The organism is Pseudomonas sp. Mb7 (assembly GCF_054790525.1).
The window spans coordinates 2,038,507-2,055,677 of the sequence record NZ_CP186501.1; the positions used below are offsets into that span (position 1 = coordinate 2,038,507).

16 protein-coding genes are annotated in these 17,171 nt (G+C 54.2%); 13 read left to right on the plus strand and 3 right to left on the minus strand.

Translation table 11 applies throughout. The features are described 5' to 3' along the window. Positions 1-30: 30 nt before the first annotated feature. From ACOYXH_RS09425 to ACOYXH_RS09440, 4 genes are all read left to right on the plus strand, one after another. Complete coding sequence (locus ACOYXH_RS09425; RefSeq protein ID WP_460410565.1) at positions 31-612, plus strand: hypothetical protein; 582 nt, start codon at positions 31-33, stop codon at positions 610-612. A 91-nt stretch (positions 613-703) separates the two neighbouring features. Beyond that, on the plus strand, positions 704-2,194 hold the full coding sequence (locus tag ACOYXH_RS09430; protein WP_460410567.1) for a hypothetical protein: 1,491 nt from the start codon (positions 704-706) through the stop codon (positions 2,192-2,194). Positions 2,195-2,372: 178 nt separating this feature from the next. Beyond that, positions 2,373-2,993 carry a hypothetical protein gene (locus ACOYXH_RS09435; RefSeq protein WP_460410568.1) on the plus strand — a complete coding sequence of 207 codons (621 nt, stop codon included), beginning with the start codon at positions 2,373-2,375 and terminating at the stop codon, positions 2,991-2,993. 147 nt (positions 2,994-3,140) lie between these two features. Next, the gene (locus ACOYXH_RS09440) at positions 3,141-4,334 is read left to right on the plus strand and encodes an IS4 family transposase (protein WP_460410867.1); all 1,194 of its coding nucleotides are present in this window, start codon (positions 3,141-3,143) and stop codon (positions 4,332-4,334) included. Positions 4,335-4,402: 68 nt separating this feature from the next. On the opposite strand, the gene ACOYXH_RS09445 is transcribed toward ACOYXH_RS09440, so the two are convergent. Beyond that, a complete protein-coding gene (locus ACOYXH_RS09445; RefSeq protein WP_460410570.1) occupies positions 4,403-5,350 on the minus strand; it encodes a DUF2971 domain-containing protein in 948 nt (315 codons plus the stop codon). 636 nt (positions 5,351-5,986) lie between these two features. On the opposite strand from ACOYXH_RS09445, the gene ACOYXH_RS09450 reads away from it, so the two are divergent. The 3 genes from ACOYXH_RS09450 (at position 5,987) to ACOYXH_RS09460 (ending at position 9,095) form a co-directional block, all read left to right on the plus strand. After that, positions 5,987-6,346, plus strand: coding sequence for a DUF6124 family protein (locus ACOYXH_RS09450; RefSeq protein WP_460410571.1), 360 nt, complete (start codon positions 5,987-5,989; stop codon positions 6,344-6,346). Between the two features lie 594 nt (positions 6,347-6,940). Continuing rightward, positions 6,941-8,272 (plus strand): hypothetical protein, encoded by a 1,332-nt coding sequence (locus ACOYXH_RS09455; RefSeq protein ID WP_460410572.1) that lies wholly within the window; start codon positions 6,941-6,943, stop codon positions 8,270-8,272. A 463-nt stretch (positions 8,273-8,735) separates the two neighbouring features. Next, positions 8,736-9,095 carry a DUF6124 family protein gene (locus ACOYXH_RS09460; RefSeq protein WP_460410574.1) on the plus strand — a complete coding sequence of 120 codons (360 nt, stop codon included), beginning with the start codon at positions 8,736-8,738 and terminating at the stop codon, positions 9,093-9,095. 176 nt (positions 9,096-9,271) lie between these two features. Here the strand turns inward: ACOYXH_RS09460 and ACOYXH_RS09465 are convergent, their stop codons facing one another. Then, positions 9,272-10,213 carry an aromatic alcohol reductase gene (locus tag ACOYXH_RS09465; RefSeq protein ID WP_460410576.1) on the minus strand — a complete coding sequence of 314 codons (942 nt, stop codon included), beginning with the start codon at positions 10,211-10,213 and terminating at the stop codon, positions 9,272-9,274. A gap of 96 nt (positions 10,214-10,309) precedes the next feature. Between ACOYXH_RS09465 and ACOYXH_RS09470 the strand changes: the two genes are divergently transcribed. Next, complete coding sequence (locus ACOYXH_RS09470) at positions 10,310-10,768, plus strand: winged helix-turn-helix transcriptional regulator (RefSeq protein ID WP_460410578.1); 459 nt, start codon at positions 10,310-10,312, stop codon at positions 10,766-10,768. A 310-nt stretch (positions 10,769-11,078) separates the two neighbouring features. On the opposite strand, the gene gspI is transcribed toward ACOYXH_RS09470, so the two are convergent. Continuing rightward, positions 11,079-11,465: a type II secretion system minor pseudopilin GspI gene (gene gspI, locus ACOYXH_RS09475; RefSeq protein WP_460410580.1), complete on the minus strand. Its 387-nt coding sequence runs from the start codon at positions 11,463-11,465 to the stop codon at positions 11,079-11,081. A gap of 147 nt (positions 11,466-11,612) precedes the next feature. Between gspI and gspG the strand changes: the two genes are divergently transcribed. Genes gspG through gspD form a run of 5 tightly spaced genes read left to right on the plus strand, consistent with a single transcriptional unit; the run spans position 11,613 to position 17,124 of the window. Then, positions 11,613-12,071 carry a type II secretion system major pseudopilin GspG gene (gspG, locus tag ACOYXH_RS09480; RefSeq protein WP_095049834.1) on the plus strand — a complete coding sequence of 153 codons (459 nt, stop codon included), beginning with the start codon at positions 11,613-11,615 and terminating at the stop codon, positions 12,069-12,071. 8 nt (positions 12,072-12,079) lie between these two features. Further along, positions 12,080-13,039: a type II secretion system minor pseudopilin GspK gene (gene gspK, locus ACOYXH_RS09485; RefSeq protein WP_460410583.1), complete on the plus strand. Its 960-nt coding sequence runs from the start codon at positions 12,080-12,082 to the stop codon at positions 13,037-13,039. After that, entirely contained in the window at positions 13,036-14,214 is a 1,179-nt protein-coding gene (gene gspL, locus ACOYXH_RS09490; protein ID WP_460410585.1) for a type II secretion system protein GspL, read from the plus strand. Before gspK ends, gspL begins: the two co-directional genes overlap by 4 nt. Then, a complete protein-coding gene (gspM, locus tag ACOYXH_RS09495; RefSeq protein WP_320414335.1) occupies positions 14,207-14,755 on the plus strand; it encodes a type II secretion system protein GspM in 549 nt (182 codons plus the stop codon). The genes gspL and gspM overlap by 8 nt, the downstream gene beginning before the upstream one ends. Then, positions 14,752-17,124: a type II secretion system secretin GspD gene (gspD, locus tag ACOYXH_RS09500; RefSeq protein WP_095125638.1), complete on the plus strand. Its 2,373-nt coding sequence runs from the start codon at positions 14,752-14,754 to the stop codon at positions 17,122-17,124. Before gspM ends, gspD begins: the two co-directional genes overlap by 4 nt. Positions 17,125-17,171 lie beyond the last annotated feature (47 nt).

The window sequence follows — 17,171 nt, forward strand, 5'->3', positions numbered from 1 at the left end:
TTGTCCGTGACAATTGTTACCGTGATTTTCATGTTTTATGTCATTGATTTTGTTGTTCCGCGCCTCACTTTTTCTACTGAGCTAAATCAATATATCAAGCCGGTGGTGATGATTTTCTCCACGGTCGGGGTTTACAAGATCCTGGCGACGCTATTTCTTGGCCTAGCAAAACATTGGAACTGGGTAAATCGTTGGTTGCTTGGTGCGCACTACCTTGGGGGAACTTGGGTCGGAAGCTTCAAGTCTGCTAGCGGAGAGATAATTCGTACGGTAGAACATTTCGAGCAGTCTCTTTCGACACTAAAAATCCGAGGGCAAGCGTTCAATGAGCTTGGTGAATCATATGCATTCTGGAACTCAGTCTCAGAGAATATCGATGCGGTTTCCGGTCTCCTGACTTACACTTACAGCTGTGACAAAGATAGCGAAAAGAATTCGTTCCAGGGAATTGGCGTGTTTCATTTTCAACGTGCCGATTCTTCATGTGCTCCGACAAGTATTCGTGGATATTCCGCGGACTTGACCGACGGAAAAAGAACTCAAAATGAGGAGCGAAAATATTCAGAGAAGCTCATTGCTTTTAATGATGTTTTACTCGCCACAAAGGTCTAAGCGGGTCTTTGAGTAATAAATTCAAAGGACGGGTAGATTAATTTTATTTCTAAAAAATAAATCTGCACTCATTAATTATAAGCTTCTCGGCATGAATAAAATGATTGAAAATGTTAGAAAAAAATGGCGAGATGAGATTTTACTAGCTCGTAAGCGATCTCAAAAGCCTGAAAATCTTAGGATGTTTAAGGGGCTCCATCGAGACCAAGTTGCAAGAGCTTCATATTTCTCTCAGTTAAGTCATGTAATAAAAAAACTGGGACTGTCGAATCCCCATGAAAAAACCGCACTTACAATTGAACCTGCCCACCCTACACAGGCACAATTTCTTGGTAAAGCATTTGATAAGTTGAAAATTAACTCAGCGCTCAGTAGTGCGCATGAGCAATCAAAACTTTCACTTTTGTCTCTAAAGATGCTTGCATACTACGCGCCAGGCTCTCACTCCGTAAATCAAAAGAAAACTGAGTTGCAAGAGCCTCTATATCTTCTAGATCCTCTTTATGGTTTCATTTTCTGGAAAGAGGGAAACCGAATACGCAATCACTGCTTTGCAATTGAAGTGTGGGAAGCTCACCTCAGATCAATGCCAAAAAATTTGTCACGAGAACTTTGGAGCAATCGAGCGGATAACATGCTTTCTGCAGGAGCTTTGGCAGGAAGGTTCCTTTTTGACAGTATACTCCCAGTAGAAGTAGACCCGTTGAAGCGAAGTATAACGCCAGAAATTCACGTAGGTTCTGAAGCGGAGTTAACCGAGCTTGTAAGAGAATTGAATAAATCTGCAGAGAAAGTTTCAGAAGTAAAACTCTGGTTTCGAGGGCAGAACAAAGATTATCTTACCCCTAATAGATTGGAGCTTGCAAAAGTCGGAGTTGTCCCTTACTCAAATATTAGGGAGTCGGATTTTACACCTTCTATTTATCGAAAATATGATAGCTACTTAGAAAATATTGAACATTTTGAAAATTTCATTCTTGAATTGGCCGAGTGGGTCTACTGCGCAGAAATACTGGCAGTGTCGAATAGTGAAGCTAATTTCGACGCCTCCAATAGAGGCGTAGCTGCCGTTACAAGTGAAGGGATTACGTCTTATCAGCGAGGGCTTCTGCTACAGCAGTATGGTGCTCCATCCGCATATCTAGATATCACTAAAAATCCAGAAATTGCCACATGGTTTGCAATCCACAGTTGCGCCAATAATGAAGAAGGAAAAATGCGATATGAAAGCTATCATTGGAATGGCTCAGCCCCAGAAAGTTGGCCGACGTTATTCGTTTTTCCATTAATTAAAGGGTTGCATACATACCTAGATCTAGAGTCCATTTTGTCAAACAGTGGGGCCCTTAGGCCCCTAAGGCAACAATGTGGATTGCTTGGGGGGGCAGGTAATCTCGCGCGTAACTACTGTGCGAGATATCTTAGTTTAAAGATTCGCCTTAAGCCAGGTTTCAAGTTGTCAAATCCGGTGGCTGCTAGTGAGTTGTTTCCATCCGACTCTGAAGACTCGGCTCTTAGATTTCTTAAGGAACAGGGGCTTGATAGTTTGGGGCGAAACTTTGCTGTCTCAGAACTCGCTTAAGGAAAGGCTAAGGGGAGTAACTTGAAATGGATTTATCTCCTTAGCGCTTGCCTTTGAAGTCCGTCAAGTTTTAAGTGGTGGCGAGTATTGTTGGGTGGGCTGTTGGGCGATAAATAGTCATTGGTAAAGAGTCGGTATTATTGGATTCTAACTATAACAATTTTCATAGGAGGTGGTAATGCAATTTGCGGTTGCTCTCGTAGAATATCTGATATCTGGCATTGTTGCATCTGTCTGGGTGGTGGCAGTGGTTGGGAATTTTATTCAGTTTCCGCTGAATAAAATAAATGACTATAAAGAAATATTTGTTATTGTTTACTTTCCTGTTGCTTATATATTGGGTATATACGTTGATGCGACGTCGTCGTTCCTAATAAGACGAGTCAAGGAGTTAGACGTCTGTGTTCGCGGGAAAAGCAAAATATATTTACGGCTTAGAACGGGTTTGATGCTGGTTTATAAGTTTCTTGCTGGGGAACCGAAGAAAGACTCCTATGAGCGAAGTGCAGGAATTCTCTCGCATTCAATACCTGATGCAGTAAGAACAATGGACGCGTATGTCAGCAGGGACCGAATTGCTCGGGGGGCGGCGTTGAATGCATTTGCTGGTGCGCTCACAGCACTTGCATATGCACCTGTTGAAGTTAAGTCTTCAATATTTTTCGGCTGTCTAATATTGTTCATATACTCGTTGCTTATGTATAAAAGATTGCGCCGACTGTCATCTCAGTTTAAACGAGCAGCTATTGATAAAATCGACAGTCAGAAAGGTGGTGGGCTTGGAGAAAAAGGGGGTTGATTTATTTTCCGATTTATTTTCCAGAAAATAGGTCAGTCCCTGAAAAAAACCGATTGTTCTTACAATAAATCAAGAAGTTAGTAATTGAAGAGACCTGCATGGGTCGGCAGCTTGTATTGCACCACACAAAAACAAGATCCCGATCCCATGCAGGCCATCCGATTCTTGCATAGCGCGCTCGCCCAAGCACTTCCCACTGTCCATTCTCGTTGTCTGAAAACATTGATGTGTTGTGTCAGCGCATTACTCCAAGGACGTCGGCTCACTCTGACGGGGCTTGGTCGATTCATGTCAGGCAAGGCCTACCCCAAACACGCCATCAAACGAGTCGATCGGTTACTGGGTAATCGGCATCTGCAAAACGAGCGTTCGCTGTTTTACTGGGTGATGTTGCGAGCCTTGCTGGGGTCGCTCAAACATCCGTTGATCCTGGTCGATTGGTCACCGATCGATGCGGCTGGAGAGTTCTTTTTGTTGCGTGCAGCCATTCCTCTGGCAGGAGGTTCGTTCCCGATTTACGAGAGCGTTCATGAGCGCGAAGGTCGTCCGAAATATCAAAAGCGGCTGCTGCAAACGTTGGCCGAAATGCTCCCCAAAGACTGCGTTCCGATCCTTGTAGCTGATGCAGGTTTTCGTCGGCCATGGATCAAAGCCGTCGAGGCGCAAGGCTGGTATTACGTGGGTCGAGTGCGTAACCGGGACCTCTACCGCAACGACGCACAAATTTGGCTGCCGGTTAAAAACCTCTACGCCTTGGCGTCGTCCTCACCAAAATCACTGGGTCGGATCGAGATGACCCAAAGCGCTCCGCACTTCATCCATTTGTACTGCATCAGGTATTCTGCAAAGGGTCGCAAGCATCAGCGTGTCACCGGTTCAATCGCCAAAAACAAACTCAGCAGGCAATCGGCCAATCGTGAGCGAGAGCCTTGGTTATTGGCCAGCAACTTACCGGAGGATCAATGGAATCCATCGAGAATCGTGGCCATTTACAAGCAGCGTATGCAGATAGAGGAAGGCTTCAGGGATGTAAAAAGCGAGCACTTTGGCGTTAGCGTAACTCGCCATCGGAGCCACTGTACACGCCGAATCGAAGTGCTTTTACTGATCTCGGCTTTGGCCAATTACATCATTTGTTTAACGGGGTTGCAGGCCCGCGAAGCGGGTCATGAACATCGTTTTCAAAGCAATAGTCTCAAACGCCGGCGGGTTTTGTCGCTGTGGCGACTGGGCTTGGAATACTGGCGCAGTGGACGCGGCTCAAACTCTCGAAAAACCTTGGTGAGACTTGAGCGCGCCTTGCGAGCCGAGGTACATCAACAGGCGCAGGTGTTGGAGTAGTTTGTGGCGATCCCTCAGACTCTGTTCCTATGGTCCCTTTTTGGTCATGATAGGGAGAGTGCCTTTATTTATTTTTTACCGATATCTCGGAAGTTGGCAATATACTGCTCGAGTATGCCCGCGTGCGCCAACATTCGAAATGAATTTCTATAAGCTGCGTTTTTCTCATGGCTATCATCGATGCTGCACCATGAGCAGAGTTTTGAATCAATATTGGTTTTCGGCTCCATACATGAATTGCAGCGTTCATTGTGCGGAACTATTTTCTTTCCATCAAAAATGTAAGTTTGAAATTTTTCATCTGTGAAGAATGGGGTTGTTGAACTTCTTCCAATGTGTTTTTCATAATAATTACTATCTATGGATAGTGCGATATTTTTTATTTTGTTTTTTAACTCTTGAGACGCTTTTGCTCCAACCACAAGCGATGTTATGAGGTTTGACGGAAAATATAGCAGCATAAGGTTTTCATTTATTTTGTTTATACCTCCCTCTTCGATGATTAATCGTCTTTCCTGCTCGTAACTCCAACATGTTTGCTTGGTGTAATAAGCTGTACTGCCTATTGCTTGTTGTAACCATCCTATGTGCCTAGGTTTAGATAGAACATATGCACGATCTAGCATACTCTGCATGCCTTCTCGAGGCGTTTCTCGGTAGTCAATGTCGCCAAAACTTGGGTCTGAGCCTTCCGACTTTAGCCACTCATCAAGTGCTGCTTCATTTATTTCGGCAAGAAAGCCTTGGGAATTTGAAGCGTAGTGCGCCCACATCGGAGTTATCAATGGAGACTTGGAAAAGCAGGTAACTGGCTCCTGGATCACCATGGAAATCATTTCGTTATAATATGCTAGGATTTCAGGGCCTTGATTGTAGTCAATGGTTAAGAAAAATTCGAACGGGTCATTGTAGTCTTTTAAGTAAGAGAATTTTAGACTGCAGTTACCATCTGGTAGTAGAAGCTTGTCAGCTATTTCAGGTCCCATGTATTTATATAAATTCAGGTTGTCTTCCATGATTGATTTGACCTCAGTTTATCCGCCTTATGAGTTTTTTTGCTGTATCAGAATGCCATCTCTTCACGTTTGAAGGGAAGAGAAAATCCACTCAACGGATCTCCAGCTTTGTGATTACCCCCGAATGCCTGCCTTCGGCCTAAACAGGTTAGTCACGAGCGGTTGCTTTGGGACTGGAGAAGGGAACGGATCTATTAAAAAAATCGCAGACAACGGCATCGAACACGGAAGGTTGTATTTGTTTTCGCAGAGGTGTCGAAGACAGCGATTTTTTGCTTTTAAACTGTTGCGTTTAAAAAACACTTCCAGACACGCCTTTCTGGCTACATATCCTTGCGCCTTTGCCTACAGCTACGCCAGAATCCGCCGGCTTGTGGGCTTTATACCTGGTCTATATCGTCTATGGGTCGCTGGCAACCCAGCGACCGGGTTTAGCGACCTGACCAGGTATAAGTACAACGACGCTCCAGTTTGTCGCAGACGTTTGCGACGACGATATGGTGGCTGTGCGTGGGAGACCTTCGGGTCTGCCGGGTCTTATACCTCTCGGTTCGCTAACCCGCGTACAGCTGCCACCCTTACTTGTTTAGCGACAGGTGTTGGTGGTTCCACCAGGTATAAATTTGGAGCTTCATCATGATCAAACCAACACCCAACCCGCCCGAAACCGCCTCGGTTTCCCCCTACGAATCCATCGACTCCAAAAAACTCCACGAAGCCGCCGACCGCGCGCTCGACCATTACCTCTGTCCACCCGGTTCCACGCCGCCCCCACGTAAAAACCGTGGGATGTACGCCGTGACGGCAGACAACAAAACCGAAGAACTGCTGGTCGATGCCAGTGCAACACTCGCTTCGGCCAAAACCATCGCCCAGAACGTCTCCAGCCTGTTGCCGGCATCGCAGCGCCATGCGCTGGCGGGGATTGCGCAGTTGATCATGCTCGGGGAGTTGGCGGTGAATCGGGCGTTGGATGATTTGCAATTGCCGGAGTGATGCGGGTGCCGGGATCACCTGGTGATTGATCGGGTGTTCATTCTGGTGCTTTCGCGAGCAGGCTCGCTCCCACAGGGTTTTATGCTGATTGCAGATGTTGTGTCTGGCGCTGAAATCTATGGGAGCGGGTCGGTTACTCTGCTGCGGCGTGTTCATTTGGATTCACGGGGCCACTAAAGTCTCAAACCGTGCCGGCTGCGATCAAAGACCTGCAGTCAGCCTTGGCCAGTCACCTATTCTCCGCCAAACGGATCGTCTGCTTACAGGGCAACAACGATCACCTCTTACCGTGTCTCATCGTTTTCTTCCCCATCGCCCAGACGGCGTTTGAGCCGTAAATCGGTCATTCAGTTTGTTGCGCGATCAGAGTGATAAATGCGTATAAGCATTTTTCTGCATTATGAAATGCATTTATGCATTGATTAAATATGCATTAACGCATATCGTTGCTTCCGACCGGTTCAACAACCCGGTTCGAAACCCAACGTTTCAGCTGCCCCGGTCTCAACGATTCGGTGGTAGCAATTTAATCATTGAAAAATCTCTCGGCCCCGTCAGACGCGAAGGATTTTTCACATAAAGGAGTCATGCCTAATGACAGATAACACGACCAATAGCGCTGCCCAGGTTGATTGCATCGGTGTCGATACCCTCACCGATTTGCGCGCTGTGAGCTCGGCTACGACCAGGAAGGTTTCCACACTAGGCTTTGCTGCTCGCGGAGATGGCGGTCACGCAGATTACGTTTTAGACGCGGCAGATACGACGACTCCCGAGTCGAGTCCCATGGTCATCGTTGCGTACGATGGCGGTCGATGGAAGTTGATGCACGACGGTAACGTCACCGCTGAACAGTGTGGATTCAAGCGCGATGGCACGGTAAATACCCAGAACGTTTTGAACTCGGCCATCGCAGCAGTGACGAAGGCAGGGGCGAGAATCATGTGGGGACATGGCACTTATGTCTGCGAGCACATTGCAATCATTCCGAATATGTCATGGGTCGGAAAAGGGCAGTTCTTTACTGTTCTCAAGGCCAGAGACGGCCTGAACCAGGACTTCATAACCTCGAATTTCAACATCAACACGGACAACGTTTCGGTTGTGGGTATGCAGTTCCATGGCAACCGCGCCAATAACATCAACGGGCAGACCTTCGCACTCAAAGGGGCCAAGCAGACTCTGCGGCAGGTCACCATCACGCAATCTGCACTCCATGGTCTGATCACTGACTTCGACATCATTGATGGTGAACGTCCTCTTGGTTTTGAAAGCACCTATGAAGACATTCTGATCGACACCACGGGCGGCCATGGCTGGATGTATAACGGCCCGACCGATTCCTCTATGACCAACGTAACGTTGCTTGACTGCGGCGTATTGAAGGACAACACCTATTTCGGATTGATTGCGAGCAGGAATTTCAGAGCGGACAACCTGCACCCTTGGAACCGTTCTTCAACTAGTAACGTTCCCGCTGCGTCTGTCTATATCCAGGCAAGTGCACCCGGCTGTACGGCGGTCAACTCACACTTTGAGGGAGGCCACTGTCCGCTCAAGATTCTCAGCAACCAAAACTCCTTCAGCGATTGCGACTACTACGCAACCCGTGGCGTTTATTGCGTTGAGAACTATGGAGCGGCGAACAAAATCAGCGGTGTACTTGGTGCGACAGCGGCTGCGGTGAACCCCAATTACCGGGGAATTCTGCTGCAGGGCGTAGGCAATATGGTCGACCTCACGGACGGTGGGTGTGTGAACGGCTCGATCGACTTTAATGGCAGTCAGGGCGGCAACATGGTCAGGATTTCTGGCTATCGGAATTCGGGTGTTCCGTATGTCGGAACGCCTCATCCGGCAGATATCGTGAGTCTGGTTCTTCTTGGCCCGGGAGGAGGGGTACTGACAAAAGCCTATTCGGCGTAACTGTCAGTGCGGTACATCAGTGCCGCATTTCGCTGCCAACGAGCGGGTTTTGACTAGCAGGATAATGGGACTGATCTATTTAGGGCCCAGTGGTGGAATGATGTCTCGATAAACACCAACGTTTAAAAAGACATCTCCAGACACTCTCTCAGGCTACATATCCTTGCGCCTTTGCCTACAGCTACGCCAGAATCCGCCGGCTTGTGCGCCTTGGGGGCGGGTTCTATTGTGGTGCGGTCGCTGACGAATCAGCGATCGGATTTGACCGTCCGCCCAATATCAAGGCGCGCCAGCGTTCTGCACGTGTTCAGGCATTGTCTGAAATCATGTCGCGGTGGCTGTGCGTGGGACACCTTCGGGTGTGCCGGATTCCTTGATGTCCGGTCGGTCAACCCGCGTACAGCTGCCACCCTGTTTGTTTGACCGCGAACGGTGGCGGCTCCAGTCATCAAGGAGCTTCACCATGATCAAACCAACACCCAACCCGCCCGAAACCGCCTCGGTTTCGCCCTACGAATCCATCGATTCCAAAAAACTCCACGAAGCCGCCGACCGCGCGCTCGACCATTACCTCTGTCCGCCCGGTTCCACGCCGCCGCCACGTAAAAAACGTGGGATGTACGCCGTGAGGGCGGACAACAAAACCGAAGAACTGCTGGTCGATGCCAGTGCAACACTCGCTTCGGCCAAAACCATCGCCCAGAACGTCTCCTGCCTGTTGCCGGCATCGCAGCGCCATGCGCTGGCGGGGATTGCGCAGTTGATCATGCTCGGGGAGTTGGCGGTGAATCGGGCGTTGGATAATTTGCAGTTGCCGGAGTGATACGGGTGTCGGGATCACCTGGTGATTGATCGGGTGTCCATTCTGGCGCTTTCGCGAGCAGGCTCGCTCCCACTTTTGAGTGTGTTCCAAGGTGGGAGTGTGCTGGTTCTTCAGCCGCGATCAATGTCGAGAGACCTACGAGTTTCTGTACCTGCGATTGGGGGGCTTTCTTTGCGTCAATCGACAGTCAGGTTGTCCCGAGCCCACTGTTCAGCCGTAGTTACCTGAATCGAATGCTGTTCGTTGAACGTCCCCGCTTTCGGCCACGACACGCCTCTGCCTTGGGCAAATACGGCGCGGTATTTTTTGATGTGGTGAGTGGGGTCTTTTTCCAGTTCCTGCATCAGGTACGGAACCGTCCAGACGTTACGCTTGAACGGCCGCCCCAACACACGTTCAAGCAGGCTCGCCACCTGCCCATACGTCACCGTGTCGCCAGACAGGTAGACGATCTCATTGCGAAAGCGCGGTTCGAAGAAAACGATTTCCGCTGTCAGCTTGCCGATGTCCTCCGGTGTCGTGAGCGTCACGCTGGTTTCGAGGCTGCCCAAGGCGTTGACGGTGTCGTTCTCAAAATCGACGACTTCAAATACCGGCTCGAACAGAAAGCTTGTGAACATGCCGGTCGAGATGATCACCCATTCGGTTTTGTCCTGGGCGCGGAGCAACTCGCGCACGTCGAGTTGCGCATCGAACAAGTCCTGCGGGCTGCCCCGGCCAATCACTTCGAAATCGACGCCAAACTGCCAGGGGAAGTAGCGCTTCACGCCGGACCTGAGCGCTGCTGTCGCCAGTTTCATCGGTGTTTCGCGGCCCGCGACCATGCCGGCGCAGCCTATGACGGTGTCGAATGCTGCGAACACTTCGGCCAGTTGATCGATGGAATCGTTAACCAGGTCTGCAGCGACTAGCTGGATGCCCAGACTGCGCAGTTCATCGATTTCCCGCTTTTTCTCGGGGGCTTGCGTGTTGATGGTCGAGTCCCTGAGCATGACGCTGATGGTGCTGCCGGGCGAGAGTTTTGCTACCCGCGCAAGATTGCGCAGCACCGGCAGGCCGAGTTCGCCGGCGCCGAGTACGAGAATGGATTGTGGGGAAGGGTGGGTCGTTGCGGTCATGATGTTTCCTGAGATCCGTCGTCTGTATGATTTGTCGATGCTGGCACGATTGCGCAGCGCTCAGAAGAAGGCACACGCGTGATACCAGGGGGACACATGACCGATGAGGAAATCATTAGCCAGGCAGAAGCGATCTGCCAGACGCTAAGACGAGACGAAGATGGCGTGCGACGCGAAGTCCTGGCGCACGCCGGTAGCCGCTGGTCACTGGGTATCCTGCATACCCTGGGTGTGTACGGCACGATGCGTCATGCCGAGATCAAACGGCAAATGACGGGCGTGACTCAGCGCATGTTGACCAAAACGCTGCGTGCGCTGGAACGCGATGGTTTGCTGATACGGCGGGAGTTGGATCAGGTGCCGCCCCATGTTGAGTATGAGCTGACGGCGTTGGGTATGGAGCTGTTGGTTCGCATGTCGCCGATTTGGACTTGGGTTGTGGAGCACGTGGATGATTTTCGCGAGGCGCGCCGGGTGTTTGATGGTCAGAGTGGGAAAAAGCCTGCTTGGCAGGTTCCGGTGGTGGGGCTGGTTGATTTGGATGGGGCTGATTGAATGGTTGCTTTGGTTCAGGCCATTGCGCAGAACGTGGCGAGTCTGTTGCCGGGTTTGGGGGCTTGCGATTAGAAGCAGCCCTCACCCCAGCCCTCTCCCGGAGGGAGAGGGGGCCGACCGAGGTGTCTTGTGGGGTACGTCGACCTGGAAGATTTTGGTGATTATGGTTTTGGTGAAAGACTCCAGCGGTGATGCCTTCGGGGAAGGATCTTCGATTTCGTTTTGTGAGCTTTGGATTCAATGAAAGACGTTCAAGTCGGTGTAGCTCTCGAATTTCCCCGAATCGGTCCCCTCTACCTCTGGGAGAGGGCTAGGGTGAGGGGCTTTCCGTTCGGGACAACAACGTCTCCAGCCTGGCCAACGGCGGCGCATCCTGGTTGCGGTCAAATACCTGAATACCAATCTTGAGTAAGCGGCCATTTTCGGCTGCGCTGATCAGTTGCTCACACCGCAGCAACAACCGCCCCTGATCACATTCCTGCGCTTTCATGCCCATCGGCAACTTCCCTTCCAACCGCAACTCCGCCATCCGACTCTGCGCCGCAATCATCGCCACCGACCGATCCCGTAAAACCCCGCTACTCTGCGTCATCAACCCCGCCACCCGCACAGCCGCTGACATCGCCACGGCAATAATCGCCAGCGCCACCAGCACCTCAATCAACGTGAAACCCTCTTCCCGCGAACGCGCACACATAAACCGCCCAAAGCCAAAACCCAGCCCTCGACGCTAACCCGCGTCCTTGACGGCTTGACGACGAAAACACCCGAGGATTTTCAACATCACTGACATATCTTCTTGCAACACTGCGCGTCGAATCGAATCAAGCCAGGGAATGTCGAGATGGATATCGCACCTTTCAAATCGCGTCAGCAACCGATGCGCACGCCGCGTGGGCAGCATGGTTTTACCCTGATCGAGATCATGGTGGTCGTGGTGATTCTGGGGATTTTGGCGGCGATGGTGGTGCCCAAGGTGCTCGACCGGCCGGATCAGGCGCGGGCGACGGCGGCGAAGCAGGATATTGGTGGGTTGATGCAGGCGTTGAAGTTGTATCGCCTTGATCACGGTACTTACCCGAGCATGAACCAGGGGCTGAAGGTGTTGGTGGAGCGGCCGGCGGATGCGAAGAACAGCAATTGGCGCTCGTACCTGGAGCGCTTGCCGAACGATCCGTGGGGGCGTCCTTATCAGTACCTCAACCCTGGCGCCAATGGCGAGATCGATATCTTTTCCCTCGGTGCCGACGGTCAGCCTGACGGCGACGGCGTGAATGCCGATATCGGTTCCTGGCAGTTGTAAGGCCGGCCATGAACAGCCGCTCGCCTGAGGGGGCGAAGCAACAGGGCATGGCGATTATCAGCGCGTTGTTGATTGCGGCCGTGGTGGCGGTGATTGCGGCGGGCATGTTGACGCGCCAGAGCGTGTCGACCCGGGCGCTGGAGGCGGATCAGCAGCGTGTGCAGGGGCGTTGGCTGGTGCTGGGTGGGTTGGAGATCAGCCGTCAATTGCTCTGGGATGCACGTCAGCGCGATCCGTTGACGCGGCTCGATCAGCCGTGGGCGCAGCGGCTCTCCGCGCAAGGTTTTGAAGGGCGGCTGGAGGATGAGCAGGGCAAGTTCAACTTGCGCAATCTGGTGGCCAACGAGCGGGTTGATGAGGCGCAGGTGGCGGCGTTTCAGCGCTTGTGCGAGTTGATCGGGGTCAGCGCCGGTTTGAGTCAGCGCATCAGTCAGCGGGTGATTGCCTCTTATCCGCGACTGCTGAATCCGCAGATAGCCGAGGCGCCGAAAAGCGGTTTCGACAGTGGCCGCGCGACCTCGCCCAACGCTTCACACAAACCGCAAAAACCGACGTTGCCGATGCTGCGCAGCATCGATGATTTGCGCAGTGTCGACGGCGTGAATGAGGCGGTGATGGGCAAACTGGCGCCGTACCTGACGGTGATCCCGGCGACGACCTGGCTCAATGGCAACACTGCCACCGCGCCGGTTTTAGCTGCTTATGTGCCGGGGCTGTCGCTGGAGCGTGCCAATGCGCTGATCGCCGAGCGCGATGCCGGGCGCTGGTTTATCAACCGTGGTGATTTTGTTAACCGCTTGCGCATGCCGCAATTGGAACTGACCAGCGTCAAGGTCGGCATTACCAGTGACTGGTTTCGCCTGCGCGGTGAGGCGCGGCGCGATCAGCGGCGGGTCAGTCTTGAGGCGTTGTTGCATCGCAGTCAGGACCGCTTACCGCAGGTGATCTGGTCGCGGGTGGGCGTATGAGCCAGTTGAAAGTGGCGTTGCCGCCTTTGGCGGAACTGGATCTACACAGTCAATTGCACTGCGCCTGGCTGGATCGGCAGGGTCAGGTCACGCGGGAAGAACGCCACAGTCTGAGCCAGTTGAGCAAGCAGGCGAAACTGCCGCCGCTGGTGTGTTTTCTGCACCCGGCTGACAGCCTGTTGGCGAGTCTCGATTTACCGCCGTTGCCGGCCAGCAAGATTGTCGCGGCGGTGCAGTGTGCGGCGCAGGCCTTGATGCTCGGCGACAGCAGTGAGATGCACATTGCGCACAGCTCGCGGGACGAGGCCGGGCAGGTGCAGATTGCTTGGGCGCCTAGGCAACAGTTGTTGGGTTTTGGCCAGTTGCTCAAAAGCGCTGGGCTGAACCTGCGCGGTCTCTACCCGGCACCCTACAGTTTGCCGGCGCTGCCCGGCACCGTCGCTTGCGTGCAGGACGGGCATTTGTTGCTGCGCGATAGCGTGCAAGCGGCGCGGGTGCAGCCGTTGTTCGATGACGGTTTCGACGGTGTCGTGTGGGAACCGGGCGTCACTTTGCATTGGATCGGTGAGCAACCGCCGCCGGGTGCTGAACTGCCGATGGCGGGTGTGCAGCGCTGGACCGGGCCGCTTCCGGGTTGGGGGCTGCATGGCGCGGTCCAGCAACAACAAACCGAGCATCGCGGCTGGGGCAGGGCGATCGCCCTGTCAGCGTTGGCCGTGGCCATTTGGGTGATCGGTTTGAACCTTTACGCCGCTCGCGAGGCCGGGCAGGGCCAGCAGTTGAAAACCCAGATGAACCTGCGGGTAAAGCAGGCGTTTCCCGAGTTGCCGGTGATTCTCAACCCGTTGCAACAGGCTCGCCAGCAATTGGCGGCGCGGCAGAAGGGCGCGGCGGATGATCCGGCGCAGACCTTCAATCGTTTGGTGTTGCAGGCCGGCAGTGGCATGCCGTCGATGGCCGGCAGTGTCGAGCGGCTGACGTTTGTCGACGGCGTCTTGCAACTGAGTCTGCTGAGTGAAGCCCGTCGCGGCGGCAATGATCAGGAGTGGCAAAGTACCTTGGCCCAGGCCGGTATCAGCGTTACGGCGGATGACGAGGGCTGGACCTTGCGTCCGGCCACTGAAGCCAGCCCAAGCGACAGCGATGACAACGGCGGAGCAGAAGAAGATGAATAAGGCCTCGCTCGCGCTCTATCGCGCCAAGTGGCAACGCTTTAACGCTCAGGTGCAGGCCCGTTGGCAGCCGTTGGCGCTGCGCGAAAAACGCATGGTTGGCGGTATGGCTGTAGCGCTGGTGGGCCTGCTGCTGTGGGTTGCGCTGATCCAGCCACCGCTGAAGAAAATCGCTTATTGGGAAGCCGAGACGCCAAAGCTGCGCGCTCAGACTGAAGCGCTGGAAGTATTGCTGCGTGAAGTCAGCGTGCGTCCCGCCGGGCAAAGCGTGGCGCAGTCGCTGGAGCAGACTCTGCAGGCCAGCGGCCTCGCCGGGCACTATCAGTTGCAAGCCGGGGAGGCGGGCGCTTGGCAGTTGACCTTCGACGCGGCACCGGCCGACGCCGTGCTCGACTGGCTGTTGAGCAACCCGGCACAACATTCTCTGCAAGTGGTCGAGGCCCGTTTGCAACGCGCAGACAACCCCTCGACCGAAGTCACTGCCGGCACTTTGTCAGGCACCGTTCGCATGGATCAGGCGCTGGGCGCTAAGGAAGCTTCATGAAGGGGTCAGGATCCAAACCGGCACGTCTGGCGTTGCCGATGCTGCTGATGGCGTTGAGCGCGTGCAGCAACACCACCACACCGCAGAATCAGCCGCCGCTGCTGGTCGACAGTGAACTCGGCCGGCCGTTGGCCAACACTCAGCGCAGCGGCGACGCGGTGCTCGACCGCGAACGTGCGCAGGCTCAGGCGCGACCTGTGCCGAAGCAATTGCACAACATCACCCAGCGTGCGCGCAGCGGCGCGGCACCGTCGGGCATTGCCTTGCCGAGTAATCCTCTGGGTGATCAACCGGTAACGCTGAATTTTGTCGACGCGGATATTCAAGCGGTGGTGCGCGCGTTGTCGCGTTCCACCGGGCAGCAGTTTCTCGTCGATCCTCGGGTCAAGGGCACGTTGACGCTGGTCTCGGAAGGTCAGGTGCCGGCGCGGCAGGCGTACGACATGTTGTTGGCGGCGTTGCGCATGCAGGGTTTTAGCGTGGTCGATGTTGGCGGTGTGGCGCAGGTGGTGCCGGAGGCGGATGCGAAGTTGCTCGGCGGGCCGATTTACAGTGCCGACAAACCGGCCGGTAACGGCATGCTCACGCGCACGTTTCGTCTGCAATACGAGAACGCAGTCAACCTTATTCCGGTGCTGCGGCCGATCGTTTCGCCGAACAATCCGATCAATGCCTATCCGGGCAATAACACCATCGTCATCACCGATTACGCTGAGAACCTGACCCGCGTTGCGCAGTTGATTGCGAGCATTGATTCACCGAGCGCGATCGACACCGATGTGGTGCAGATCCAGAACGGCATCGCTGCCGACATTGCGCCGATGGTGGCGGATCTGCTCGATGCGCCGGGCAATGATCCGACGCAGAAAATCGCGGTGATTGGTGATCCGCGTTCCAACACCATCATCATTCGCGCTGGCAGCCCGGAGCGTACGGAGCTGGCGCGTAATCTGATCTACAAACTCGATAACGCGCAGAGCAATCCGAGCAATCTGCATGTGGTTTATTTGCGTAATGCGCAGGCGGCGAAACTGGCGCAGGCCTTGCGCGGGTTGCTGACCGGAGAGAGCGATAGCGGCACCAGCGACAGTGCGCGTTCGGTGCTCAGTGCCATGGGCGCAAGTACCGGCGGCAGCGCTGGGCAGAATGGCCAGAGCGGCACGCAAACCAGCGGCAGCACCTCGACCACCAACAGCAGCGGCAGCACGGGTGGCAGTTACGCGCAGGGCAGCAGTGGCAGCGCAACCGGCAGCGGCGGTACGCAGAACAGCGAACAGAACGTCGCCTTCAGTGCCGGCGGCGTGACCATTCAGGCTGACGCCACCACCAACACTTTGCTGATTTCCGCGCCGGAGCCGTTGTATCGCAACCTGCGCGAGGTGATTGATCTGCTCGACCAGCGCCGCGCGCAAGTGGTGATCGAAAGCCTGATCGTCGAAGTCGGCGAGGACGATGCCAGTGAGTTCGGCGTGCAGTGGCAGACCGGCAACCTCGGTGGCAATGGCGTGATCGGTGGCGCGAATCTGGGTGGCTCGGGGATCAACGTCAGCGGCAAAACCAGCATCGACGTACTGCCGCAGGGTTTGAACCTGGGTTACGTCAACGGCACTGTCGACATCCCCGGCATCGGCAAGATTCTCGACCTGAAGGTGCTGGCCCGGGCCTTGAAAAGTAAGGGTGGCACCAACGTGCTGTCGACGCCGAACCTGCTGACCCTCGACAACGAAGCGGCAAGCATTTTTGTGGGGCAGACCATCCCGTTTGTCAGCGGCAGTTACGTCACTGGCGGTGGCGGCACCAGCAATAACCCGTTCCAGACCGTGACCCGTGAAGAAGTGGGTTTGAAGCTCAATGTGCGCCCGCAGATTTCCGAGGGCGGCACGGTCAAGCTTGATATCTATCAGGAAGTCAGCAGCATTGATGAGCGGGCTTCGGCCAGTGCCAATTCGGCGGGGATTGTCACCAACAAACGCGCGATCGACACCAGCATTCTGCTTGATGACGGGCAGATCATGGTGCTCGGCGGTTTGCTGCAGGACGGCTACAGCCAGAGCAATGACTCGGTGCCGTGGCTGGGCGACATTCCGGGGATCGGCGCCCTGTTTCGCAACGAACGCCGAGCGATCACCAAGACCAACCTGATGGTGTTTCTGCGCCCGTACATCATCCGCGACAGCGAAGCGGGGCGCAGCATCACCCTCAATCGCTATGACTTCATGCGCCGCGCACAAGGTGGTTTGCAGCCGGAGCGCAGCTGGGCGATGCCAGACATGCAAGCGCCGCAGTTGCCGACGGCGGCGCAGGGTGTGCCGGCGGTGTTACCTGGGGCGGGTCCGCGCGCCACTATCAAAGCGGTGCCCATCCAATGACTCCGCCATCGCCCCTTGATCTGGAAAACGGACCTGTAGGAGCTGCC